The sequence below is a fragment of the Arthrobacter glacialis genome, assembly GCF_002909445.1.
Lineage (GTDB): Bacteria > Actinomycetota > Actinomycetes > Actinomycetales > Micrococcaceae > Specibacter > Specibacter glacialis.
The window spans coordinates 1-18686 of the sequence record NZ_PPXC01000027.1; the positions used below are offsets into that span (position 1 = coordinate 1).

The window sequence follows — 18686 nt, forward strand, 5'->3', positions numbered from 1 at the left end:
AAAACCAAATAACCAATTCAATATAAATAAATTGGTATCAATAAAACTTGGCACACTATTGAGTTCTCAAACAACAACCACACCCAGCCAACACACCCAAACCAACAAACAGTCCGCGATGATCAGTGCCGAGGCAACTTTTCAATCTTACCCGCATGAATTCCAGTAAGTCAAACCCGTAATTTCGACTGAATTCAAATTTATATTTGAACATAAACAATTAAGCCTGTTTTCCAGGCCGTTGTTTTGGTCTTGTCCGGATCCGAACCGTTCGTTCAGCGGAGTACTAACAATAGCACCTACTTGCCGTGAATACCAAACGGCAAGTAGGTGCTCCAAGGACGCCTGAAGTTCTAGGCTTCCAGAGGGGTCAGATACAGGGCACCAAGGGGTGGCACCCGGAGCTGGACTGAGAGGTTCTGACCGTCCCAGGGTTTTTCCTCAGCCACCAGCGCCCCCAGGTTGCGAACATCGGAGCCGCCAAAAACTGCAAGGTCGGTATTGAGAACCTCTTGCCACGGGCCTGCCGCCGGCAGGCCCACGCGGTGGTTCTCATAGGCAACGCCGGAGAAATTGACAATGCACACTAGCGGATTGCCGGCCTTGTCGCGGCGAACGAAAGAAACTACATTGTTTTCGCTGTCCCCCCCATTGAGCCAAGTAAATCCTTCGGGGACATTGTCCAACTCATACAGGGCGGGAGTGCCGGCATAGCTTTGGTTCAGCTCTTTAACCAGAAGTTGAATTCCGTTGTGCGCAGGGTTTTCTGCCAGCCACCAGTCAAGGCCATGCTGCTCGCTCCATTCGGATTCCTGCCCGAACTCTGTGCCCATGAAGATCAGTTGCTTGCCGGGATGAGCCCATTGGAACGCCAAGTAGGCGCGCAGATTGGCCAGCTGCTGCCACCTGTCCCCCGGCATCTTGCGCAACAAGGAACCCTTGCCGTGCACTACCTCGTCATGGCTGATGGGCAGCAAGAAGTTCTCCGTGAACGCGTACACCAGCGAGAAAGTGATTTGGTTGTGGTGCCAACCACGGTTGACGGGGTCTTCGGCCATGTAGTTAAGGGAGTCGTGCATCCACCCCATATTCCACTTGATGCCGAACCCAAGGCCACCCCCGCTGGTGGGTGCCGTCACCCCGGGGAAGGCAGTGGACTCTTCGGCAATAGTGACAACGCCTGGATTGCGCCGGTAGGCGGTTGCATTCATTTCCTGCAGGAAGCTGATGGCTTCCAGATTCTCCCTGCCACCGTGCCGGTTGGGGCTCCAGGCGCCTTCTTCGCGGGAGTAGTCCAAATACAGCATGGAAGCAACGGCATCCACACGCAGCCCATCAATATGGAACTCCTCCAACCAGTACAGAGCATTGGCCACGAGGAAGTTGCGGACCTCGTTGCGACCGAAGTCGAAGATCAAGGTTCCCCAGTCGGGGTGTTCACCGAGACGGGGGTCCGAGTGCTCGTACTGTGCCCCGCCGTTGAACTTGGCCAACGCCCATTCGTCCTTGGGGAAGTGCGCCGGCACCCAGTCCATAATGACGCCAATGCCAGCCTGGTGCAGTGAATCGACAAGGAACCGGAAATCGTCGGGATGGCCAAACCGTGAGGTTGGCGCGTAGTAAGAGGTCACCTGGTAACCCCATGATCCGCCAAACGGGTGCTCTGCCACGGGCATGAGCTCAACATGCGTGAAACCAAGCTCCTGAACATACTCGACCAGTTCTTTGGCAAGCTCACGGTAGTTCAACCCTGGGCGCCACGAGCCAAGGTGGACCTCATAGGCGCTCATAGGGGAATTGTGCGGATCCGTGAGCGCACGCTGCGCCATCCAATCGCCATCCTTGAATGAATACGAGGATTCCACGACGCGGGAGGCCGTCAGCGGGGGAACCTCCGTGCCATAGGCCATGGGATCAGCCTTTTGCAGCCATTCACCATGTTCGGTGAGAATCTCGAATTTGTAGCAATCCCCCGGCGCCACGTCAGGAATGAACAATTCCCAGATGCCGCTGGTGCCCAGGCTGCGCATGGCGTGAGCCCTGCCGTCCCAACCGTTGAATTCACCGATGACCCGCACTGCCTGAACAGCCGGCACCCATACGGCAAAGCTCACGCCAGACACTTCGCCCAAGCTCGAGTGATAGCGCTGCACGTGCGCGCCCAACACTGTCCACAAGGTCTCATGACGGCCCTCGGCAATGAGGTGCAGATCCAGTTCCCCCACGGTGGGCAGGTACCGGTAGGGATCGTCGGTTCGTTGCACGACGTCGGCATAGGCCACGTCCAGACGGTAGTCCGGCACGTGCCCGGCCTCTTGCGCCGGTACAACTGCGACCCAAATTCCGCCATGTTCATGCGTCATGGGGTACTCGCCGCTGCCTGTCACCACAAGCACCGACTCGGCCAAATGCCGCAGCGTGCGAACAGTAACCAATCCGTCATCGCCCAAGTGTGCCCCGAGCACCGAATGCGGGGCATAGTACGTTCCCCCGGCAATTCGTGCCAAGATTCCCGCATCGACTGCCAGAGGGGCCATTTTATTCAGTCCCATGTCCACACCACTTTCCCTTGATTCAAACAAATCTCGCACGGCCTTTACTGGTACCCATACCCAGTCGGGCCGATTTTGTAATTCATAAACAACCTCGTACAGCGCCTTATCCAGCCACAATGCCACGAAAAGTGCCGAGTCGATTGCAATTCTTTGCCCGGAACCGCTTTCATACCCCTGAACGAACGCCTCACCGCTGTTTTGGGCCCATTGCGCGCCGGCCGCCGAGCTCAGAGTCCCTGTTGCCGCAGCTTGCGCCCCTGCATAATCAAAGGAACGCAGCATTCCTGCCACGTCTCGCAAGGTCACATCCGGGCGGCCACGCTCAGCCAACGTCCTCAGCGGCTCACCTTCAAAGTCCAGGATGTACCATCCCAGGGCAGCTTTTGACTCCTGCTGCAGGAGCTGCCCCAGGTGCAGGTCACCGTGAATGCGCTGCGCTGATGGCACTTGCTTTATTTGGTTCAGCTGCGCTAAAATATTGCGAATCTGCACATCATATGGTCCGACGGCGGAGCGCGCCAGGTTCCATGCGTCGTTGAGCCGGGTGCCCAGGGCCTCGGTAAACGCAGAAATCTCGGCGGCATCCAGGCGGTGCTCGCCGAGGCCCTGGCGCAATCCGCTGTGAACCCGGGCCAGGGCATCACCTATGGCATGGGCGTTGGCGGAAAAGTCGGCGCCATCCCCGGCGGAGTCAAGGGCAAGTCTCCACCCGTCCAGGGCATCGGGGACAAAGTCATGAATCACAAAGAGTGCCACGCTGCCGGTCCCGTAACTCACCGCTGCCTGAAGGGCTGGGACGCTGAATTCTTGGCCGTCAGTGGCCAGGCTGGCAAAGGCCTCCCCGATTTCCACTTCGGGATGCTTGCCCGGATGGAGAACCCGGAAGAATTTGGCAATGAGTTGGCGCTCACCGAGCTGAAAAATGACAGAGCTATTGGACTGCTCACTGGTCACCACCCGGACATGGGTGACTGCCTCTGCAGCAAGGGTGACAAGCTCCGGGTTCCGCCAGACGCGCAGGCGCTGGGCACCTTGGGCCGGTGCAAGCTCCCCGCGATTCAACTGCACAAGCCAAGCCCGCATGAAAGCCGGATCCGCAAGCCCGTCATAGACCCGCCCTCCTGGCCATTGACGCCCAGACCCTGTGCCGGCAGCTACTGTTCCCAACAGCGCCGACTCCGGCGGCAGCGCAACTCCGGAACCCACAACCTGGGAAACGTCAGAGCCGTTAGTTAGCGCGATTGTGCTATTACGGTGGAAGCTCAAGGGGACGTGCAGCGTCAGGCTGGCTCCGGCGTCGTACGGGGCCTGTTGCGTACCGGAGGCGATGTCACGTCCGGGGAATGCCACCTCAACCAAGAGCACGTGCAGAGATACACAAGAGTCCAACGACGGCAGTTCAAACGAGTCAGCAATGCTCAGCTGGGCCCCCCGTCCGGCGGCGCCCTTGCGCGGGTACCAGCGCTGGGCCGGCAGCCAGGCGGCCAGCAGGTCAATGAGTGTGGCGGTCATCAGTACCCGTACACCGATCCGTCGATGATGGGCAGCGCCTGCGTTTGGTCGGATTGGACGTTGGAGGCCTGTGAACGGATGCGCAGCCAGAAGAAGTCATAGGAGCCCAGGGTCACGGTGAGGCGGCCGTCGTCGTCAATTCCCGGAAAAATCGATTCCCCAAACACTTCACGCAGCCCGCGGCCGGCCAGCTCGGGCATGTGCAAGGTGGTGGCGGCGGGATGTTGGGACAGGTTGAAGACGCACAGGATCGATTCGGGCCTCTCCCCCTCAGCGTTACCCACGGGCAGCACCCGCAGGAACGCCAAAACAGCCTCGTGCGAGGTGGTCACATTCTCGTAGCCGCCCAAACCAAAGGCCGCATGGGCCTTGCGCACAGCCAGAATCTTCTTGTTCCAGTGCAGCAGCGAACTGGAGTGCGCCATCTGCGCCTCAACATTGACGTGGTTGTAGTGATACACCAACGACTGCACCACAGGCAGGAACAACTTGCCCGGATCAACATTTGAAAAACCCGCGTTGCGGTCTGGATTCCACTGCATGGGCGTTCGCGAGGCGTCCCTGTCGTCGAGCCAGATGTTGTCCCCCATGCCTATCTCGTCCCCGTAATACAGGAAGGGGCTGCCGGGCAGGGCCAGCAACAGCGCGTTGATCAGCTCAATCTCCGCCCGGGAGTTGTCCAGCAAAGGTGCCAACCGGCGTCGTATCCCAATATTGGCGCGCATCCGCGAATCCGGGGCATACCAGCCCAGCATTGCCTCGCGTTCCGAGGGAGTCACCATCTCCAAGGTGAGCTCGTCATGGTTGCGCAGGAACGTCCCCCACTGGGCGCCTTGGGGAATGGCAGGGGTGTTCGCCATGGTTTCAATAATCGGCGCGGCCTTTTGATCACGCAGTGCATAGTAGAGCCGGGGCATGATGGGGAAATGGAACGCCATGTGGCATTCGGGATTCTCCGCCGTGCCAAAGTAATCCACCACCTCGTGGGGCATCTGGTTTGCCTCGGCAATGATGACCCGGCCGGGGAACTCGGCATCCACCATGGCGCGCAAATCCTGCAGGAACAGGTGCGTGGCCGGCAAGTTCTCGCAATTGGTGCCGTCCTCGGCGTAAAGATAAGGAATGGCGTCGGCACGGAACCCGTCAATGCCCTGAGCCAGCCAAAACTTCACCACATCGAAAATAGCTTCCCGCACGGTGGGGTTCTCATAGTTCAGATCGGGTTGGTGGCTGAAGAACCTGTGCCAAAAGAACTGGCGCCGGACGGGATCAAAGGTCCAGTTGGACTCCTCAGTGTCAACGAAGATGACCCGGGCATCCTGGTACAGCTCCGTGGTGTCGCTCCACATGTAGAAATCGCCAAACGGCCCCGTGGGGTCCTCCCGTGAAGCCTTGAACCACGGGTGCTGGTCAGAAGTGTGATTCAGCGGCAAGTCAATGATGATCCGCATGCCCCGCTCATGGGCCTGGGTCACCAAGGACTTGAAGTCCGAGATGGTGCCGTAGCTTTCCATGATGGAGGTGAAATCACGGACGTCGTAGCCGCCGTCGAGCAGGGGGGAATCAAAGAACGGCGGCAACCACAGGCAGTCGATCCCCAGCCACTGAAGGTAGTCCAGCCGGGAGATCAGCCCGGAGAAATCGCCCGAGCCGTCACCGTTGGCGTCAGCGAAACTTTGCACCAGCACTTCATAGAAAACAGCCTTACGGTACCAATGCCTGTCATGGGCCAATCCGGGCGCGTTCACATTGAACTGCTGGGCACTATTGGTATGCGTGAAGGCCATGACTCACCGCCGGATGTGCAGGATGTGGGCGGGTTCCAGGTGGGCGTCCAAGCGGAAGTAGTTCTTCTTGCCCCAGTTCCAGGTGGCACCTGTGATGAGCTCATCCACAATGAAGGTCCCGTCAGGGGCAAGCCCGTCCAGACCCAGGGCGTCAAGGTTCAAGGTCACCGCGCCCTCGCGCATGCTGTGCGGGTCAACGTTGATCACCACAATGATGGTGTCCTTGCGGGCGGGGGCCCCGTCCGTGGCAGCGATGTGCTTGTGCTTGCTGAACACCAGCGTGGCATCATCCGAACTTTCATGCAGGGTGAGATTTTGCAGATCCAGCAAGGCTGGGTGCGCCCGGCGGATGCTGTTGAGCTTGGTGACAAATGGGGCCAGTGACTTGCCGTGTGCCTCCGCTTTGGCGAAGTCACGGTCCTTGTACTCGTACTTCTCATTGTCAATGTTCTCTTCAGAACCAGGCCGGGCCACGTGTTCGAACAACTCGTAGCCGGCATACATGCCCCACAAGGGGCTGCCCAAGGCGGCCAGAATGGCGCGGATCTTAAACGCCGCCGGCCCGCCGAACTGCAGGTACTCGGTGAGAATGTCCGGGGTGTTGACAAAGAAGTTGGGCCGGAAATAGCCGGCCGACTCGCGGCTGACGTGGACCAGGTACTCCTCCAGCTCCTCCTTGGTGTTGCGCCAGGTGAAGTAGCTGTAGGACTGCTGGAATCCGGCCCGCCCCAGCGCCGCCATCATGGCCGGGCGGGTAAAGGCCTCGGCCAGGAAAACCACGTCGGGACGCTCGGCATTGATCTTGCCAATGAGCCACTCCCAAAACCACACGGGCTTGGTGTGGGGGTTGTCCACGCGGAAAATGCGCACGCCATGGTCAATCCACAGCCGCACAATGCGCAGGATCTCGTGGGAAAGCCCCGCCGGGTCATTGTCAAAGTTCAGCGGATAGATGTCCTGGTACTTTTTGGGCGGGTTTTCCGCATACGCAATGGTGCCGTCCACTCGAGTGGTGAACCATTCCGGGTGCTCGGTGGCCCAGGGGTGGTCCGGCGCGCACTGCAGCGCCAAATCCAGCGCGATTTCCAGCTCCAGCTCGTTAGCCGCAGCCACAAAGGCGTCAAAATCGTCGAAGGTGCCCAAATCCGGGTGGATGGCGTCGTGCCCGCCAGCCGCAGAACCAATGGCCCACGGTGAACCCGGATCCCCGGGGCCTGCCGTCAACGTGTTGTTGGGGCCCTTGCGGTTGACGAAACCGATGGGGTGGATGGGCGGCAGGTACAGGACGTCAAAGCCCATGGCGGCAACTGCCGGCAGCCGATGGGTGGCAGTTTGGAAATTGCCGCTGGTCCACTCGCCGGTCTCCGGGTGGCGTGCGGCGCCCTCTGACCGCGGGAAGAATTCGTACCAGGCACCACGGCCGGCAGCATCGCGTTCCACTTTCAGGGGGTACGCCTCACTGCTGGTCACCAGATCTCGCAGCGGGAAATGCTCGACGGCGGCACGCACGGCCGCGCCGGTCCCGGCGGCCAAGCGGTCATTGACGTTCAAGGACGCATCCGCCAACATGTGTGCCGCATGCTTGAACACCGTCGCCTCTGCGGCACCGGGAGCTTCCTGGGCAGCCTTGCCCAGCAGCTGGGCGCCTTCGGCCAGCATGACGTCCACATCGACGTCGGCGTTGATTTTTACCTGAGCATTGTGCGCCCAGGTGGCGTACAGGTCCGTCCACCCTTCAACAAGGAACGTCCAGTCACCCTCAAAACCCGGGGTGATCACGCCTTCCCAAGCATCGCTGCCCTTACCGCGCGGCGTGAGTTTGCTGCGCTGGGCCACTGTCCCGTCGGGAGCAATCAGAACGGCCGTGGCACCCAGCACGTCATGGCCTTCACGGAAAACCACTGCACTGACAAGCACATCGGCACCACGAACACCCTTGGCGGCGAATTTGCCACCTTCAAGCACGGGCTGGACGTTGGTGATGGGGATTCGACCAAAACGCAGCCCCTCGGCAGGGTTGAGCTTTTCGGGCACCTGCTTGGCAGCGCCAATTTTTGAGGTGGCGGCTGGCATATTTCGCGAAAGCTTGGAAGTACTCACAAACTAGACGTTAGCGACTCCCCCGCCAGATTGCGAAGGCCATCCGCATTTGAGTGTGTTGGCCCGTCACGAGCGGGTCAAAGTTCGTCTTGAAACGGCCGGTCTGCGTAATGAAGTAGGTAATAAACCGCCCAAGCAATATTAGTGTCATGTTCATGGGTTACTGTGACCGGCATGAAGGCAATTCGCAGATTCACAGTTCGCACGACAGTCCCTGCGCAGATTTCTGCGCTAACGTCTCTGGCAACCAATCTTCGCTGGTCGTGGCACCTGCCCACACGCAATTTGTTTGAATCGCTCAATCCCGAGCTTTGGGAAAAATCACGATTCGATCCCCTGTCCATGCTCTCGGCGCTGTCCCGTGAACAGTTGCAGCTGCTGGCCCACGACCCTGATGTGGTGGCCCGGGTGGACAGTGCGCAGGCCAGCCTGGACTGTTACCTCAACGAACCCCGCTGGTATCAGGAGCTGGGCGCGGAGGCCCCCCAAAGCATCGCCTACTTCTCCCCCGAATTTGGCATTGCCGACGTCCTGCCCCAGTATTCAGGCGGCCTGGGTATCTTGGCAGGTGACCACCTGAAATCGGCCTCCGACCTGGGGGTCCCCTTGATCGGCGTCGGACTCTTGTACCAGGCCGGCTATTTCAAGCAGTCATTGTCCAAGGATGCGTGGCAGCAGGAAACATACCCCTTGCTGGACCCCGACGCCTTGCCCCTGACCCTGTTGCGCGAGGACGACGGCGCACCCGTCCTTATTTCGCTCCCGCTGCCTGACAACCGGACACTGCACGCCCATATTTGGCGTGCGGACGTGGGCCGGGTGCCCCTGCTGCTCCTGGACTCCAACGTTGCCGAAAACGACGACGCCGCCCGCGGGGTCACTGACAGGCTGTACGGCGGTGGCGGTGACCACCGATTGACCCAGGAACTGCTCCTGGGCATGGGCGGGGTCAAGGCCCTGCGGGTTTATGCGCGCCTAACGGGCACAGCGGCGCCGGAAGTTTTCCACACCAACGAGGGCCATGCCGGCTTCCTGGGCATTGAGCGGATCCGCGAACTCATGGACCCGGCCCTCACCGAACACCCGCTGTCGTGGAGCGAAGCCTTGGCGGCTGGACGCGCCTCCACAGTTTTCACCACCCATACCCCGGTTCCTGCCGGAATCGACAGGTTCCCGCGCAGCATGATTGAGCACTTCTTCGCCGGCAAACTGGCTCCCGGCGTGCCTGTGCACCAGATCCTGGCGCTGGGTGCGGAGAATTACGACGGCGGCGACTCCGACGTGTTCAACATGGCCGTCATGGGTCTGCGCCTGGCCCAACGCGCCAATGGTGTGGCCAAACTGCACGGAGTTGTCTCCCGCGGCATGTTCTCCGGGCTGTGGCCGGGCTTTGACCATGAGGACATCCCCATCACCTCCGTCACCAACGGCGTGCATGTGCCCACCTGGGTGGACCCGGCGCTGGCCGAGCTGGCCCGGGAGCGTTTTGGCGCCGAAGTGCTGGACGGCCCCGACTGGTCCAAGGTGTATGACGTCACCGATGAGGAAGTGTGGGCCATGCGCCGCCGCCTCCGCGCCGCCCTTGTCAGCGATGCCCGGCGTAGATTGCGGGCGTCGTGGAAGAAGCGCGGGGCCGCCGACGCCCAGCTCGCCTGGACGGACAGTGCCCTGGACCCGGACGTGCTGACCATTGGCTTTGCCCGCCGCGTCCCCACCTACAAGCGCCTGACCTTGATGCTGCGTGATCCCGCCCGCCTCAAGGCCCTGTTGCTGCACCCTGAGCATCCCATCCAAATCATTATTGCCGGCAAGTCCCACCCCGCGGACGACGCGGGCAAGAAAATGATTCAGGACCTGGTGCAGTTCACGGATGACCCGGAGGTGCGCCACCGGATTGTGTTCTTGCCCAATTACGACATCGCAATGGCCAGGACGCTTTTCCCCGGCTGCGATGTTTGGCTGAACAACCCGCTGCGGCCGTTGGAAGCCTGTGGCACCTCGGGCATGAAGGCCGCCATCAACGGTTCGTTGAACCTGTCCGTCATGGATGGCTGGTGGGATGAACTGTACGACGGCGAAAACGGCTGGGCGATCCCCACAGCAAATACCGGCACCAGCGAAGAGGAACGCGACGACATTGAGGCTGGTGCCTTGTACGAATTGCTGGAAACTCAAGTGGCCCCTCGCTTCTACGGTGAAGTGGTGACCATGGATGCCGGCGCCGCAGGACCGTCGCAGCCACACGATGGCGCCTTGCCAGCCCATTGGATTTCCATGATCAAGCACACCCTGGCGCACCTTGGCCCGGCAGTGTCCGCCAACCGCATGGTGGCAGAGTACGTACAGCGTTTGTACCAGCCGGCTGCGGAGGCCGGCCGCCTGGCCAGGGCCAACGACTACGCCGCCACGAAGGAATTCGCGGCCTGGATAGACAATGTCCGGCCCGCCTGGGGTGGTGTCCACATTGAGCATGTGGAGTCACACGGCCTCAACGACGAACCGCAAATTGGGGAATCATTGCAGGTCCGCGCCCACATCACTCTGGGGCAGCTACGCCCCGAGGACGTCAACGTCACGGTGGTCTATGGGACGGCCAGCGATTCCGACGAGCTTACGGCAACGCGCAGCCTGTCCCTGGACTCGGTGCAGGAGTACGGCCCCGGCCGCTACCAATTCACCACCGAGCTCGTCATTGACCGCTCAGGGAACTTTGGTTACGGCGTGCAGATCCTGCCCAAGCACGGAGCACTGGCCAATCCGGCCGAGCTGGGACTGATCACCACCGCCTGATCGGACCGCCAAACAACTGGCCCGCAGAAAACGCCGAAAATCACGGTAAAACCGTTATTTTTCGGCGTTTTATGCGGGCCAGTTGGTCTTGATGGCGGCTACAACGGGGTCAGGTCGTTGCGGTAGATCTGAACGGTGTTGGCGTTCGCGCGCACCGCGGCACCTGCCGGAACGGGCTCAATGGTCCGGGGCAGCCGAAAGGAAGGTTCGCCGTCGTCGGTGCGTGTGGGAAGCTCGGTAGTCATCCGCAACATGTACGGGCGAGGCCCTGAAGTTTCCACAACATCCTGCTCCGTCGCCTGAGCGTCAACCGTTTCGGTATCAGCCCCAGCGTCTGCCCCTGCCTCGCTAAAGCGCGGATTGGCTGGCAGGATGACGTCTTCATCGGTGACGCCCGTATTGAAGATCACCAAGCCGTCAACAGTGCCTTCGGGGGAACCCATCAACATGGTCAGAACGCGTTCGTGCGGGTTCTTCCACCGATCAGCCGTCATGGGCTGCCCGTCGGCGCCAAACCAGTGAATGAAGGACTGCCCCCCGCGAGTGGGATAGGTGCTGGGCTGCAGCGCCAGGAAGTCCTTGCGGATCTGCGCCAGCCGGATCGTGGCGGCCAGCATGGTCTTGGCCTCATCATCCATGGACCAGTCAACCCAGGAGATCTCATTGTCCTGGCAGTAGACGTTGTTATTGCCGCCCTGGCTGCGCCCCAACTCATCGCCGGCAGTAATCATGGGCACACCCAATGCCAGCAGCATGGTAGCCATGAGATTGCGCGAGGTTTTGGCCCGCTGCGCCAACGTGGTGGGGTTGTTGGTGATCCCCTCAACACCGTGGTTCCAGCTGCGGTTGTTGCTGGTGCCGTCGCGGTTGTCTTCCTGATTGTCCAGATTGTGCTTGTGGTTGTAAGCAGTCAAGTCAGCCAGGGTAAACCCGTCGTGTGCCGTGATCAGGTTGATCGAGGCCAGCTGCCCGCGGCCTGAACCGGCAAAAATCTTGGCCGATCCGCCCAGGGCATCGCCGAAAGTGGCCAGTCCGTTGTGGTGGTAGCCCGCCAACATGGCAGCCCTGTCAGTCAGCCACACTTCACGGACCTGGTCGCGGAACGAATCATTCCAATCCGCCCAGCCGGTGGGGAAATTGCCTGTCTGCCATCCACCGTAGCCAACATCCCAAGGCTCGGAAATGAGCTTGGTGGATGAGAGCACGCCGTCGGTGCTCGCCGCGAGCAGGAACGGGTGCTGGTTGGTGAACTCATGCCCGCCATTGCGCGCCAAGGACACGGCCAGATCAAAGCGGAACCCATCAATATGGAACTCCTCCACCCAGTACCGCAGCGAATCCATGGCCATCTTGATGACATGGGGGTTGGCGAAATTCAAGGTGTTGCCGCAGCCCGTGGTGTCATAGTAACTGCCGTCACGCATGCGGTAGTACTGCTCTTCAGCCAGTCCACGCCAGCTGTAGTTGGGTCCGCCCTGGCCACCCTCGGCTGTGTGGTTGTACACAACATCCAAGATGACCTCAATGCCCGCCATGTGCAGCAGCTTGATCATGCCCTTGAGCTCATCCTGAACGGCTGCCGGGCCGGATTCGCGCGCGGCAGCGCTGGCATATCCCACATGCGGGGCAAAGAATCCAAGGGTGTTGTAACCCCAGTAATTGCTCATGCCTGTTCCGTGCAGGTGCGGCTCATCAATGTGGAAATGGACCGGCAAAAGCTCCACGGCTGTCACGCCAAGGCTCAGCAGGTGCTTGATCATGGCGGGATGCGCCATGCCGGCATAAGTTCCGCGAATTTCCTCGGGCACATCCGGGTGCAACATTGTCTGGCCGCGCACATGTGCTTCGTAAAAAATTGTTTCCCGCCACGGGGTGTGCGGACGGGCGACTGTGCCCCAGTCAAAGCCGTCGTCCATGCGCACCGACATGTACTTGGTTTCGCCCGCCGCGTTGACTTCCTCATGAATGTAGCGGCCGTAGGGATCCAGCAATAACTGCACGGCATCCGGGTCGATGAGGAGCATTTCCTCTTTGGTTGCCGCAAGGTCAACGTAGAAGCCGTAGCGGCTTCCCACGGGCATGTCGGGCACCAGGGCGTGATGCACGCCGTCGGTCTTGTCCGGCAGCAGGACAGCCTTCCATGCCTCGCCCGGTGGCTGATAGCAAAGCACCACGTTGCTGTTGGCAGGGGAATAGACCGCCACGTTGGCTACCGAGCTCTGGGCACCCTTCACAGCGCTCACTCCCAGTTGGGAATGGCGCGACAAAGCAGCACCCAGAGTCCCGATGGCCTCCACGACTGTTTCGGGCATGATTAGGCCTTGGCCGCTCGTTGCCTTGAGATCTCGTAGAGGCTGATGCCTACAGCCATGGAGGCGTTTAGCGATTCCATGGCTGAATCGATCGGGATGGAGACAATCTGGTCGCAGTTTTCGCGAACCAAGCGGGACAGGCCCTTGCCTTCGGAACCAACCACAATGCACACAGGCTCCTGGGCCAAGGTGAGGTCGGGCAGCGAAATGTCACCGTCGCCGTCGAGCCCCAGCACAAAGTAGCCCATCTTCTGGAACGCACCGATGGCGCGGTTCAGGTTAGGGGCCTTGGCAACCGGAACGCGCACTGCTGCACCGGCACTGGTCTTCCACGCCGCAGCGGTGACGCCGGCGCTGCGGCGTTCGGGAACGATCACTGCATGGCCGGAGAATGCTGAAACGCTGCGGATGATGGCACCGAGGTTGCGGGTGTCAGTGATTCCGTCAAGAGCAACGATGAGCGGAGCATTGGCAATGTGGCCTTTTTTCCACTTGGCCATGATCTCGCCGGCCGTGTCAACGGCGTCTTCGTACTCGTACGGGGGGATCTGCAAAACCAGGCCCTGGTGGATGGCGTCTTCAGTGAGGCGATCCAGTTCGGGCTTCTGTGCTTCCAGCAGCGGGATGCCGCGTTCTGCCGCCAGCTTGATGGATTCACGCACGCGCTCGTCCATGTCAACGCGGACAGCAACGTACAGCACCTTCGCCGGGATGCCTGCGCGCAGCGCCTCAACCACGGAGTTGCGGCCCGTAACGAGTTCCTCCATGGCCTTGCCCTTGGGGCCGCTGTTGCGGCGGGCTGACTGGGAAGTTCCAGCGTGCTTGGCGGCCGAACGCTCAGCCAGCTCCTGATTCTTGAACGCCTTGTGATAGGTGCGCTCTGACGCCTTGGGAGTGGGACCCTTGCCCTCGAGTGCCTTGCGACCGAGTCCGCCGGTGCCCTTGACGGGGCCCTTCTTGAGCTTGCGGACTGCGCCGGAGCGGGAAGTGTTGGCCATGGTAAAACCCTTACGATTGGTGCGGCGCCCGTGATGCCAAGGCCCCAAAGTCGTCAAACATACCTGTACGCGCGCACATTTTAGGCACACGAGATAACGGGAAAGTGAAACCCGTAGCTATTAGTTTACGGCCTGCACGCGATTTTGGTGAAAGTCAGCCAAAAAAGTGCCCATTCTCACGTGGCCGTGCTCGAGGATCAGTGATGGCTATGGGTCCGGCATTACCGCCGCAGGGACCAGGTGGAACCGTTGGCGGAGTCGGCAATGTCGATGCCGGCAGCAGCCAAGACGTCCCTGATCTTGTCCGATTCGGCCCAGTTCTTCTCGGTCCGGGCCTGCGCGCGTGCCTCCAACTGGGCCTTGACCAAAACATCCAAGGCAGCCAGTTCTGCTGTGGCATCGCCACCCCTGGCCCATTGCTCGTCCAGGGGATTGATCCCCAGGGCGTCGGTCATGGAAACGACAGCTTCCAGCGCAACGCCAGCTGCTTCAATGTCCTTCTTGGCCAGCGCTGTGTTGCCCGCGCGCACAGTCTCGTGCAGCACAGCCAAGGCTGCGGGGATGTTCAGGTCGTCGTCCATGGCGGCCGTGAAGGTATCCGGAAGGTTGCCGGTAACACTGACTTTGCCGTTCGAGTGTGCTTGGGAAACCGCGGCTTTGACAAAGGTTTCAATGCGTTCGACGGCGGCCGCGGCCTCCGTGAGAGACCCGGGCCGGTAGTCCAGCACCGAGCGGTAGTGGGCCTGGCCCAGGTAATAGCGGACCACCAGGGGGCGGGCGATTTGGAGCATTTCCCGTGGGTTGATGGTGTTGCCGATGGACTTGGACATTTTTTCACCCTCAAAGGTGACCATGCCGTTGTGCATCCAAAAATTGGCGAAGCCGTGGCCGGCAGCCTGCGACTGGGCCATCTCGTTTTCGTGGTGCGGGAACCGCAGGTCCAAGCCGCCGCCGTGAATGTCGAACTCGGTGCCGAGGTACTTGGTCACCATGGCGGAGCATTCCAAATGCCAGCCGGGGCGGCCGGCACCCCAGGGCGATGCCCAGCTGGCGGTTTCCGGCTCGCCGGGCTTGGAACCCTTCCACAGCGCGAAGTCGCGGGCGTCCTTCTTGCCGCGAGGATCGGCGTCGGGCGCTGCCTGCATGTCGTCAATGTTCTGCCGGGTGAGTGACCCGTACTGCTTCCATGACCGGACATCAAAGTACACGTCACCGGAGTCATCCAGCGCCGGGTAGGCATGGCCGCGCTCAATCAACAAGGAAATCAGGGCGTGCATTTCCGGGATGTGGCCCGTGGCGCGGGGCTCGTAGGTGGGCTTGAGGATGCCCAGAGCGTCGTAGGCGTCCTCGAAGGCCTGTTCAAATCTGTACGCCAGGGCCCACCACGGCTCATTGTTCTCCACGGCCTTGACCAGGATTTTGTCATCAATGTCAGTCACGTTGCGCACAACGGTGACTTCCAGCCCCTTGGCCTGCAGCCAGCGGGTCAGCTGGTCGAAGGCCAGCGCAGACCGGACGTGGCCAATGTGCGGCTCACCTTGCACAGTGGCGCCGCAATAGTAAACCGAAGCCCGCCCCTCGGTGAGGGGGACAAAGTCCCGGACGGAAGCTGTGGCGGAATCATAAAAGCGCAAGGTCACGGCTCTAGATTACCTTTCAGGCGCAGATGCGGGGGCGTTTTGGATGACAAGGGCTGTCGCGATGGCTGTGATGCCTTCGCCACGGCCGGGAAAACCCAGTTTGTCCGAGGTGGTGGCGCTGACCGAGACGGGGGCTCCGGCGGCTGCGCTCAAAACAGCCTCGGCCTCCTGCCGTCGCGGGGAAAATATTGGCCTGTTGCCCACAAATTGCACGGCAACATTGCCAATCTCAAAACCGGCAGCCCGCACGATCCGGGCGGCTTCGGCCAAAAGTGTCACCCCGCTCGCACCCTTGTATTCGGGCCTGTCGGTGCCAAAGTGGGTGCCCAGATCGCCTACTCCGGCGGCGGAAAACAGGGCGTCGGCCGCTGCATGGGCCACGGCGTCGCCGTCGGAATGGCCGCTGAGCCCGCGCTCACCTTCCCAGAAAAGCCCGGCAAGCCACAGCGGGGCGGGACTGTCCTCGGGTGCGAAGGCGTGGATGTCCACGCCGATGCCTGTTCGTGGCAAGATCATGCGATTTATCCTTCCACCCAGCGGGGGCGCAGGGGCCCCTCCAACATTGCTTCGGCGAGGAGCAAATCAGTGGGTGAAGTGATTTTCAGGCTGTGGGTGGAGCCCTGCACGACAAACACTTGCTCACCCAGAGCTTCCACCAGCATGGCATCGTCAGTGATCTGGGCTGCGGTCTGATCGTCCAGGGTCAGGGCGTGGGCGTAGGCCCGGCGCAAGGTTTCCAGCTCAAATCCTTGCGGCGTCTGGACGGCCCGCAGCTGGCTGCGCGCGGGAGTACCCACCACCTGTTCCACGCCAGCACCCGTGGCTGGCAGGGTTGCCGGAATAACAGTTTTGATGGTGTCAACCACGGCCAGGGCCGGGATGACTGCCTTGGCACCGTCACGCAACGCTGCGGCGACGCGGTTGAAAACGCCCGACGGCGTCAGGGGCCGGGCGGCGTCGTGAATCATCACCGTGGTGATACCCGTGGCAATGTGCGCCAGCGCCGCGTACACCGACTCGGAGCGCTGCGCGCCGCCGTCGACCACGCTAAAGAGCACTCCCGCAGCTTGGGCCTCATTGCTCAGCTGCTGACAAATATCCACCAATTGAGCATCCTGTGCCGGAATGGCCACACAAATTTGGGCTGCCACTTTAGCCTTGAGCACTCCCCTCACGGCATGGACGAGCATTGGGTCAGCTCCGAGGGGAACCCGCGCTTTTGGAACTCCGTAACCCAAACGCTGCCCAGAACCAGCTGCAACTATTACTACCGCACACGAGCCATCTTTCACCTCAGTCATAGCCTCTACATTAGCGGCGAAGGCGCCCAAACCACCCCGTGACGCAAAAAACCCCCGCACTAGGCAGGGGTTTTTTGTTACAAGAATCAAAAACTATGAAGCCAGAACTTCGTCAAGGACTTCGGCGGCCTTGTCTTCGTCAGTCTTTTCCGCCAAGGCAAGCTCGGAGATCAGAATCTGACGCGCCTTGGCGAGCATACGCTTCTCGCCAGCGGACAGGCCGCGGTCATGGTCACGACGCCACAGATCGCGCACAACTTCTGCGACCTTGATAACGTCACCTGAGGCAAGCTTTTCCAGGTTTGCCTTGTAACGGCGAGACCAGTTGGTGGGCTCCTCCGTAAACTCCGCACGAAGCACTTCGAAAACGTGCTCCAGCCCTTCCTTGCCTACAACATCACGAACCCCAACAAGGTCTACGTTCTCAGCAGGGACCTCAATGGTCAGATCCCCCTGGGCAACCTTGAGCTTGAGATACATCTTCTCTTCACCGCGGATGGTGCGCATCTTGATCTCTTCGATCTTTGCCGCACCATGGTGTGGGTAAACTACTGTCTCGCCGACCTCAAAAAGCATGTGGATTCTCCCTTTCCAATAGTCCTAGTTTACCACGGTTAACTAGCCGCTCCCTTGAGTTTCCGCAGGTCAGGGACTGCCAGCGCTACGCTGACCGCGCAATTGTTCCAACAATTGGAGAATTGCTGACCCCTTGACTAAGCGGTGAGAAGATGCAGTGAGTGAATGGGCCCATGGGCGCCAAAGTCCTCAAACAGTGCCGGAAGCGCACATTGGACCCATTTGCGGATAAGCTGAGCAAAGATATTTTGTCTTTTCCATGAGGAGTTATTGACGTGAGAATCGCTGCCGGCATCCGCGGTACCAAACGATTGCAACGCTTGAGCCTGATTGCAGCCATCGGCGTTGGCGCCCTGGCCTTCACCGGTTGCTCAGCCATCAACCAGCAAAGCACCACCTTGGTTTACTCCGCATCTGATGGAGTTTGCAAGAACATGGGTCAGCTGGAGCTGCGCAACGTACTGATTGTCTCCGAGGCTGCTGGCAGCCCCGGGCGCCTCATTGGCACGTTCTACAACCAGTCTGCCGCTGACATCACCTTGACGATCAGCGGCGCGCAGGGCTCCCAGACTGAAGTCACTGTTAAGCCCGGCACGCCCTTGGTCCTGGACACCGTCGGCGACAAGGCTATTCTCAGCACCATGGCCCAGCCCCCGGGCGCCATGGAAACGCTTGAACTGCGCCAGTCCGGCGGAGCCACGGAAACTGCCACTTTGCAGGTTCCAGTTCTGGATGGCACCTTGGCCGAATACAAGAACTTGTTGCCGACGCCGGCCACCACCGCTTCACCGTCGGACGTTTCCAGCGCAGCACCGACTGACACCGCAACAGCTGAAGCTGCCAAGCACTAAGTTGTTTTGCTCCCGCATCTCGGGACGCAGCTGCGGGGCACACAAAGCGGGGCCGGCCATCATGACGATGGCCGGCCCCGCTTTTTTGCGCCCGGCGGCGGGCTTTTGCCTCCATCCGCAGCGCCGCCCAGTGGCATGAGGTCCGCGCCCCGTTCCGCTGGGGGCGCCCCGTCAACGAGGTGCCACAAGCGGAACGGGGCGCCGGTGTGGGTGATTAAACAAACTGACCCGCAGTAGTGGCTGAAAATAGCCCGTTTCGGGGAG

The 18686-nt window shown here is 60.6% G+C and carries 11 protein-coding genes; 2 read left to right on the plus strand and 9 right to left on the minus strand.

Translation table 11 applies throughout. The features are described 5' to 3' along the window. Positions 1 to 353 precede the first annotated feature (353 nt). Genes glgB through CVS27_RS19965 form a run of 3 tightly spaced genes read right to left on the minus strand, consistent with a single transcriptional unit; the run spans position 354 to position 7927 of the window. Positions 354 to 4067, minus strand: a complete 3714-nt coding sequence (gene glgB / locus CVS27_RS19955; RefSeq protein ID WP_103467602.1) for a 1,4-alpha-glucan branching protein GlgB — start codon at positions 4065 to 4067, stop codon at positions 354 to 356. Next, positions 4067 to 5854: a maltose alpha-D-glucosyltransferase gene (gene treS, locus CVS27_RS19960; protein ID WP_103467603.1), complete on the minus strand. Its 1788-nt coding sequence runs from the start codon at positions 5852 to 5854 to the stop codon at positions 4067 to 4069. The genes glgB and treS overlap by 1 nt, the downstream gene beginning before the upstream one ends. Before the next feature lie 3 nt (positions 5855 to 5857). Then, positions 5858 to 7927 (minus strand): alpha-1,4-glucan--maltose-1-phosphate maltosyltransferase, encoded by a 2070-nt coding sequence (locus tag CVS27_RS19965; protein ID WP_207767598.1) that lies wholly within the window; start codon positions 7925 to 7927, stop codon positions 5858 to 5860. A 201-nt stretch (positions 7928 to 8128) separates the two neighbouring features. Here CVS27_RS19965 and glgP point away from each other — a divergent pair, with 201 nt between their 5' ends. Next, a complete protein-coding gene (gene glgP, locus CVS27_RS19970) occupies positions 8129 to 10744 on the plus strand; it encodes an alpha-glucan family phosphorylase (RefSeq protein WP_207767597.1) in 2616 nt (871 codons plus the stop codon). Positions 10745 to 10842: 98 nt separating this feature from the next. Here the strand turns inward: glgP and glgX are convergent, their stop codons facing one another. The 6 genes from glgX to CVS27_RS20000 form a co-directional block, all read right to left on the minus strand. Further along, on the minus strand, positions 10843 to 13056 hold the full coding sequence (gene glgX, locus CVS27_RS19975) for a glycogen debranching protein GlgX (protein WP_103467605.1): 2214 nt from the start codon (positions 13054 to 13056) through the stop codon (positions 10843 to 10845). Between the two features lie 2 nt (positions 13057 to 13058). Then, a complete protein-coding gene (gene rlmB / locus CVS27_RS19980) occupies positions 13059 to 14054 on the minus strand; it encodes a 23S rRNA (guanosine(2251)-2'-O)-methyltransferase RlmB (protein WP_103467606.1) in 996 nt (331 codons plus the stop codon). Between the two features lie 221 nt (positions 14055 to 14275). Further along, positions 14276 to 15694, minus strand: coding sequence for a cysteine--tRNA ligase (cysS, locus tag CVS27_RS19985; RefSeq protein ID WP_103467607.1), 1419 nt, complete (start codon positions 15692 to 15694; stop codon positions 14276 to 14278). A 9-nt stretch (positions 15695 to 15703) separates the two neighbouring features. Continuing rightward, the gene (ispF, locus tag CVS27_RS19990; RefSeq protein ID WP_103467608.1) at positions 15704 to 16210 is read right to left on the minus strand and encodes a 2-C-methyl-D-erythritol 2,4-cyclodiphosphate synthase; all 507 of its coding nucleotides are present in this window, start codon (positions 16208 to 16210) and stop codon (positions 15704 to 15706) included. Positions 16211 to 16215: 5 nt separating this feature from the next. After that, positions 16216 to 16995: a 2-C-methyl-D-erythritol 4-phosphate cytidylyltransferase gene (ispD, locus tag CVS27_RS19995; RefSeq protein WP_103467609.1), complete on the minus strand. Its 780-nt coding sequence runs from the start codon at positions 16993 to 16995 to the stop codon at positions 16216 to 16218. Positions 16996 to 17088: 93 nt separating this feature from the next. Then, positions 17089 to 17571 (minus strand): CarD family transcriptional regulator, encoded by a 483-nt coding sequence (locus tag CVS27_RS20000; RefSeq protein WP_054009598.1) that lies wholly within the window; start codon positions 17569 to 17571, stop codon positions 17089 to 17091. A gap of 275 nt (positions 17572 to 17846) precedes the next feature. On the opposite strand from CVS27_RS20000, the gene CVS27_RS20005 reads away from it, so the two are divergent. Continuing rightward, positions 17847 to 18422: a hypothetical protein gene (locus CVS27_RS20005; protein ID WP_103467610.1), complete on the plus strand. Its 576-nt coding sequence runs from the start codon at positions 17847 to 17849 to the stop codon at positions 18420 to 18422. Positions 18423 to 18686: the final 264 nt, after the last annotated feature.

Coding starts and splice junctions, on each gene's coding strand:
- glgB (WP_103467602.1), bottom strand. CDS start 4,067: ATGACCGCCACACTCATTGACCTGCTGGCCGCCTGGCTGCCGGCCCAG.
- glgP (WP_207767597.1), top strand. CDS start 8,129: ATGAAGGCAATTCGCAGATTCACAGTTCGCACGACAGTCCCTGCGCAG.
- treS (WP_103467603.1), bottom strand. CDS start 5,854: ATGGCCTTCACGCATACCAATAGTGCCCAGCAGTTCAATGTGAACGCG.
- CVS27_RS19965 (WP_207767598.1), bottom strand. CDS start 7,927: ATGCCAGCCGCCACCTCAAAAATTGGCGCTGCCAAGCAGGTGCCCGAA.
- ispF (WP_103467608.1), bottom strand. CDS start 16,210: ATGATCTTGCCACGAACAGGCATCGGCGTGGACATCCACGCCTTCGCA.
- glgX (WP_103467605.1), bottom strand. CDS start 13,056: ATGCCCGAAACAGTCGTGGAGGCCATCGGGACTCTGGGTGCTGCTTTG.
- ispD (WP_103467609.1), bottom strand. CDS start 16,995: ATGACTGAGGTGAAAGATGGCTCGTGTGCGGTAGTAATAGTTGCAGCT.
- CVS27_RS20000 (WP_054009598.1), bottom strand. CDS start 17,571: ATGCTTTTTGAGGTCGGCGAGACAGTAGTTTACCCACACCATGGTGCG.
- rlmB (WP_103467606.1), bottom strand. CDS start 14,054: ATGGCCAACACTTCCCGCTCCGGCGCAGTCCGCAAGCTCAAGAAGGGC.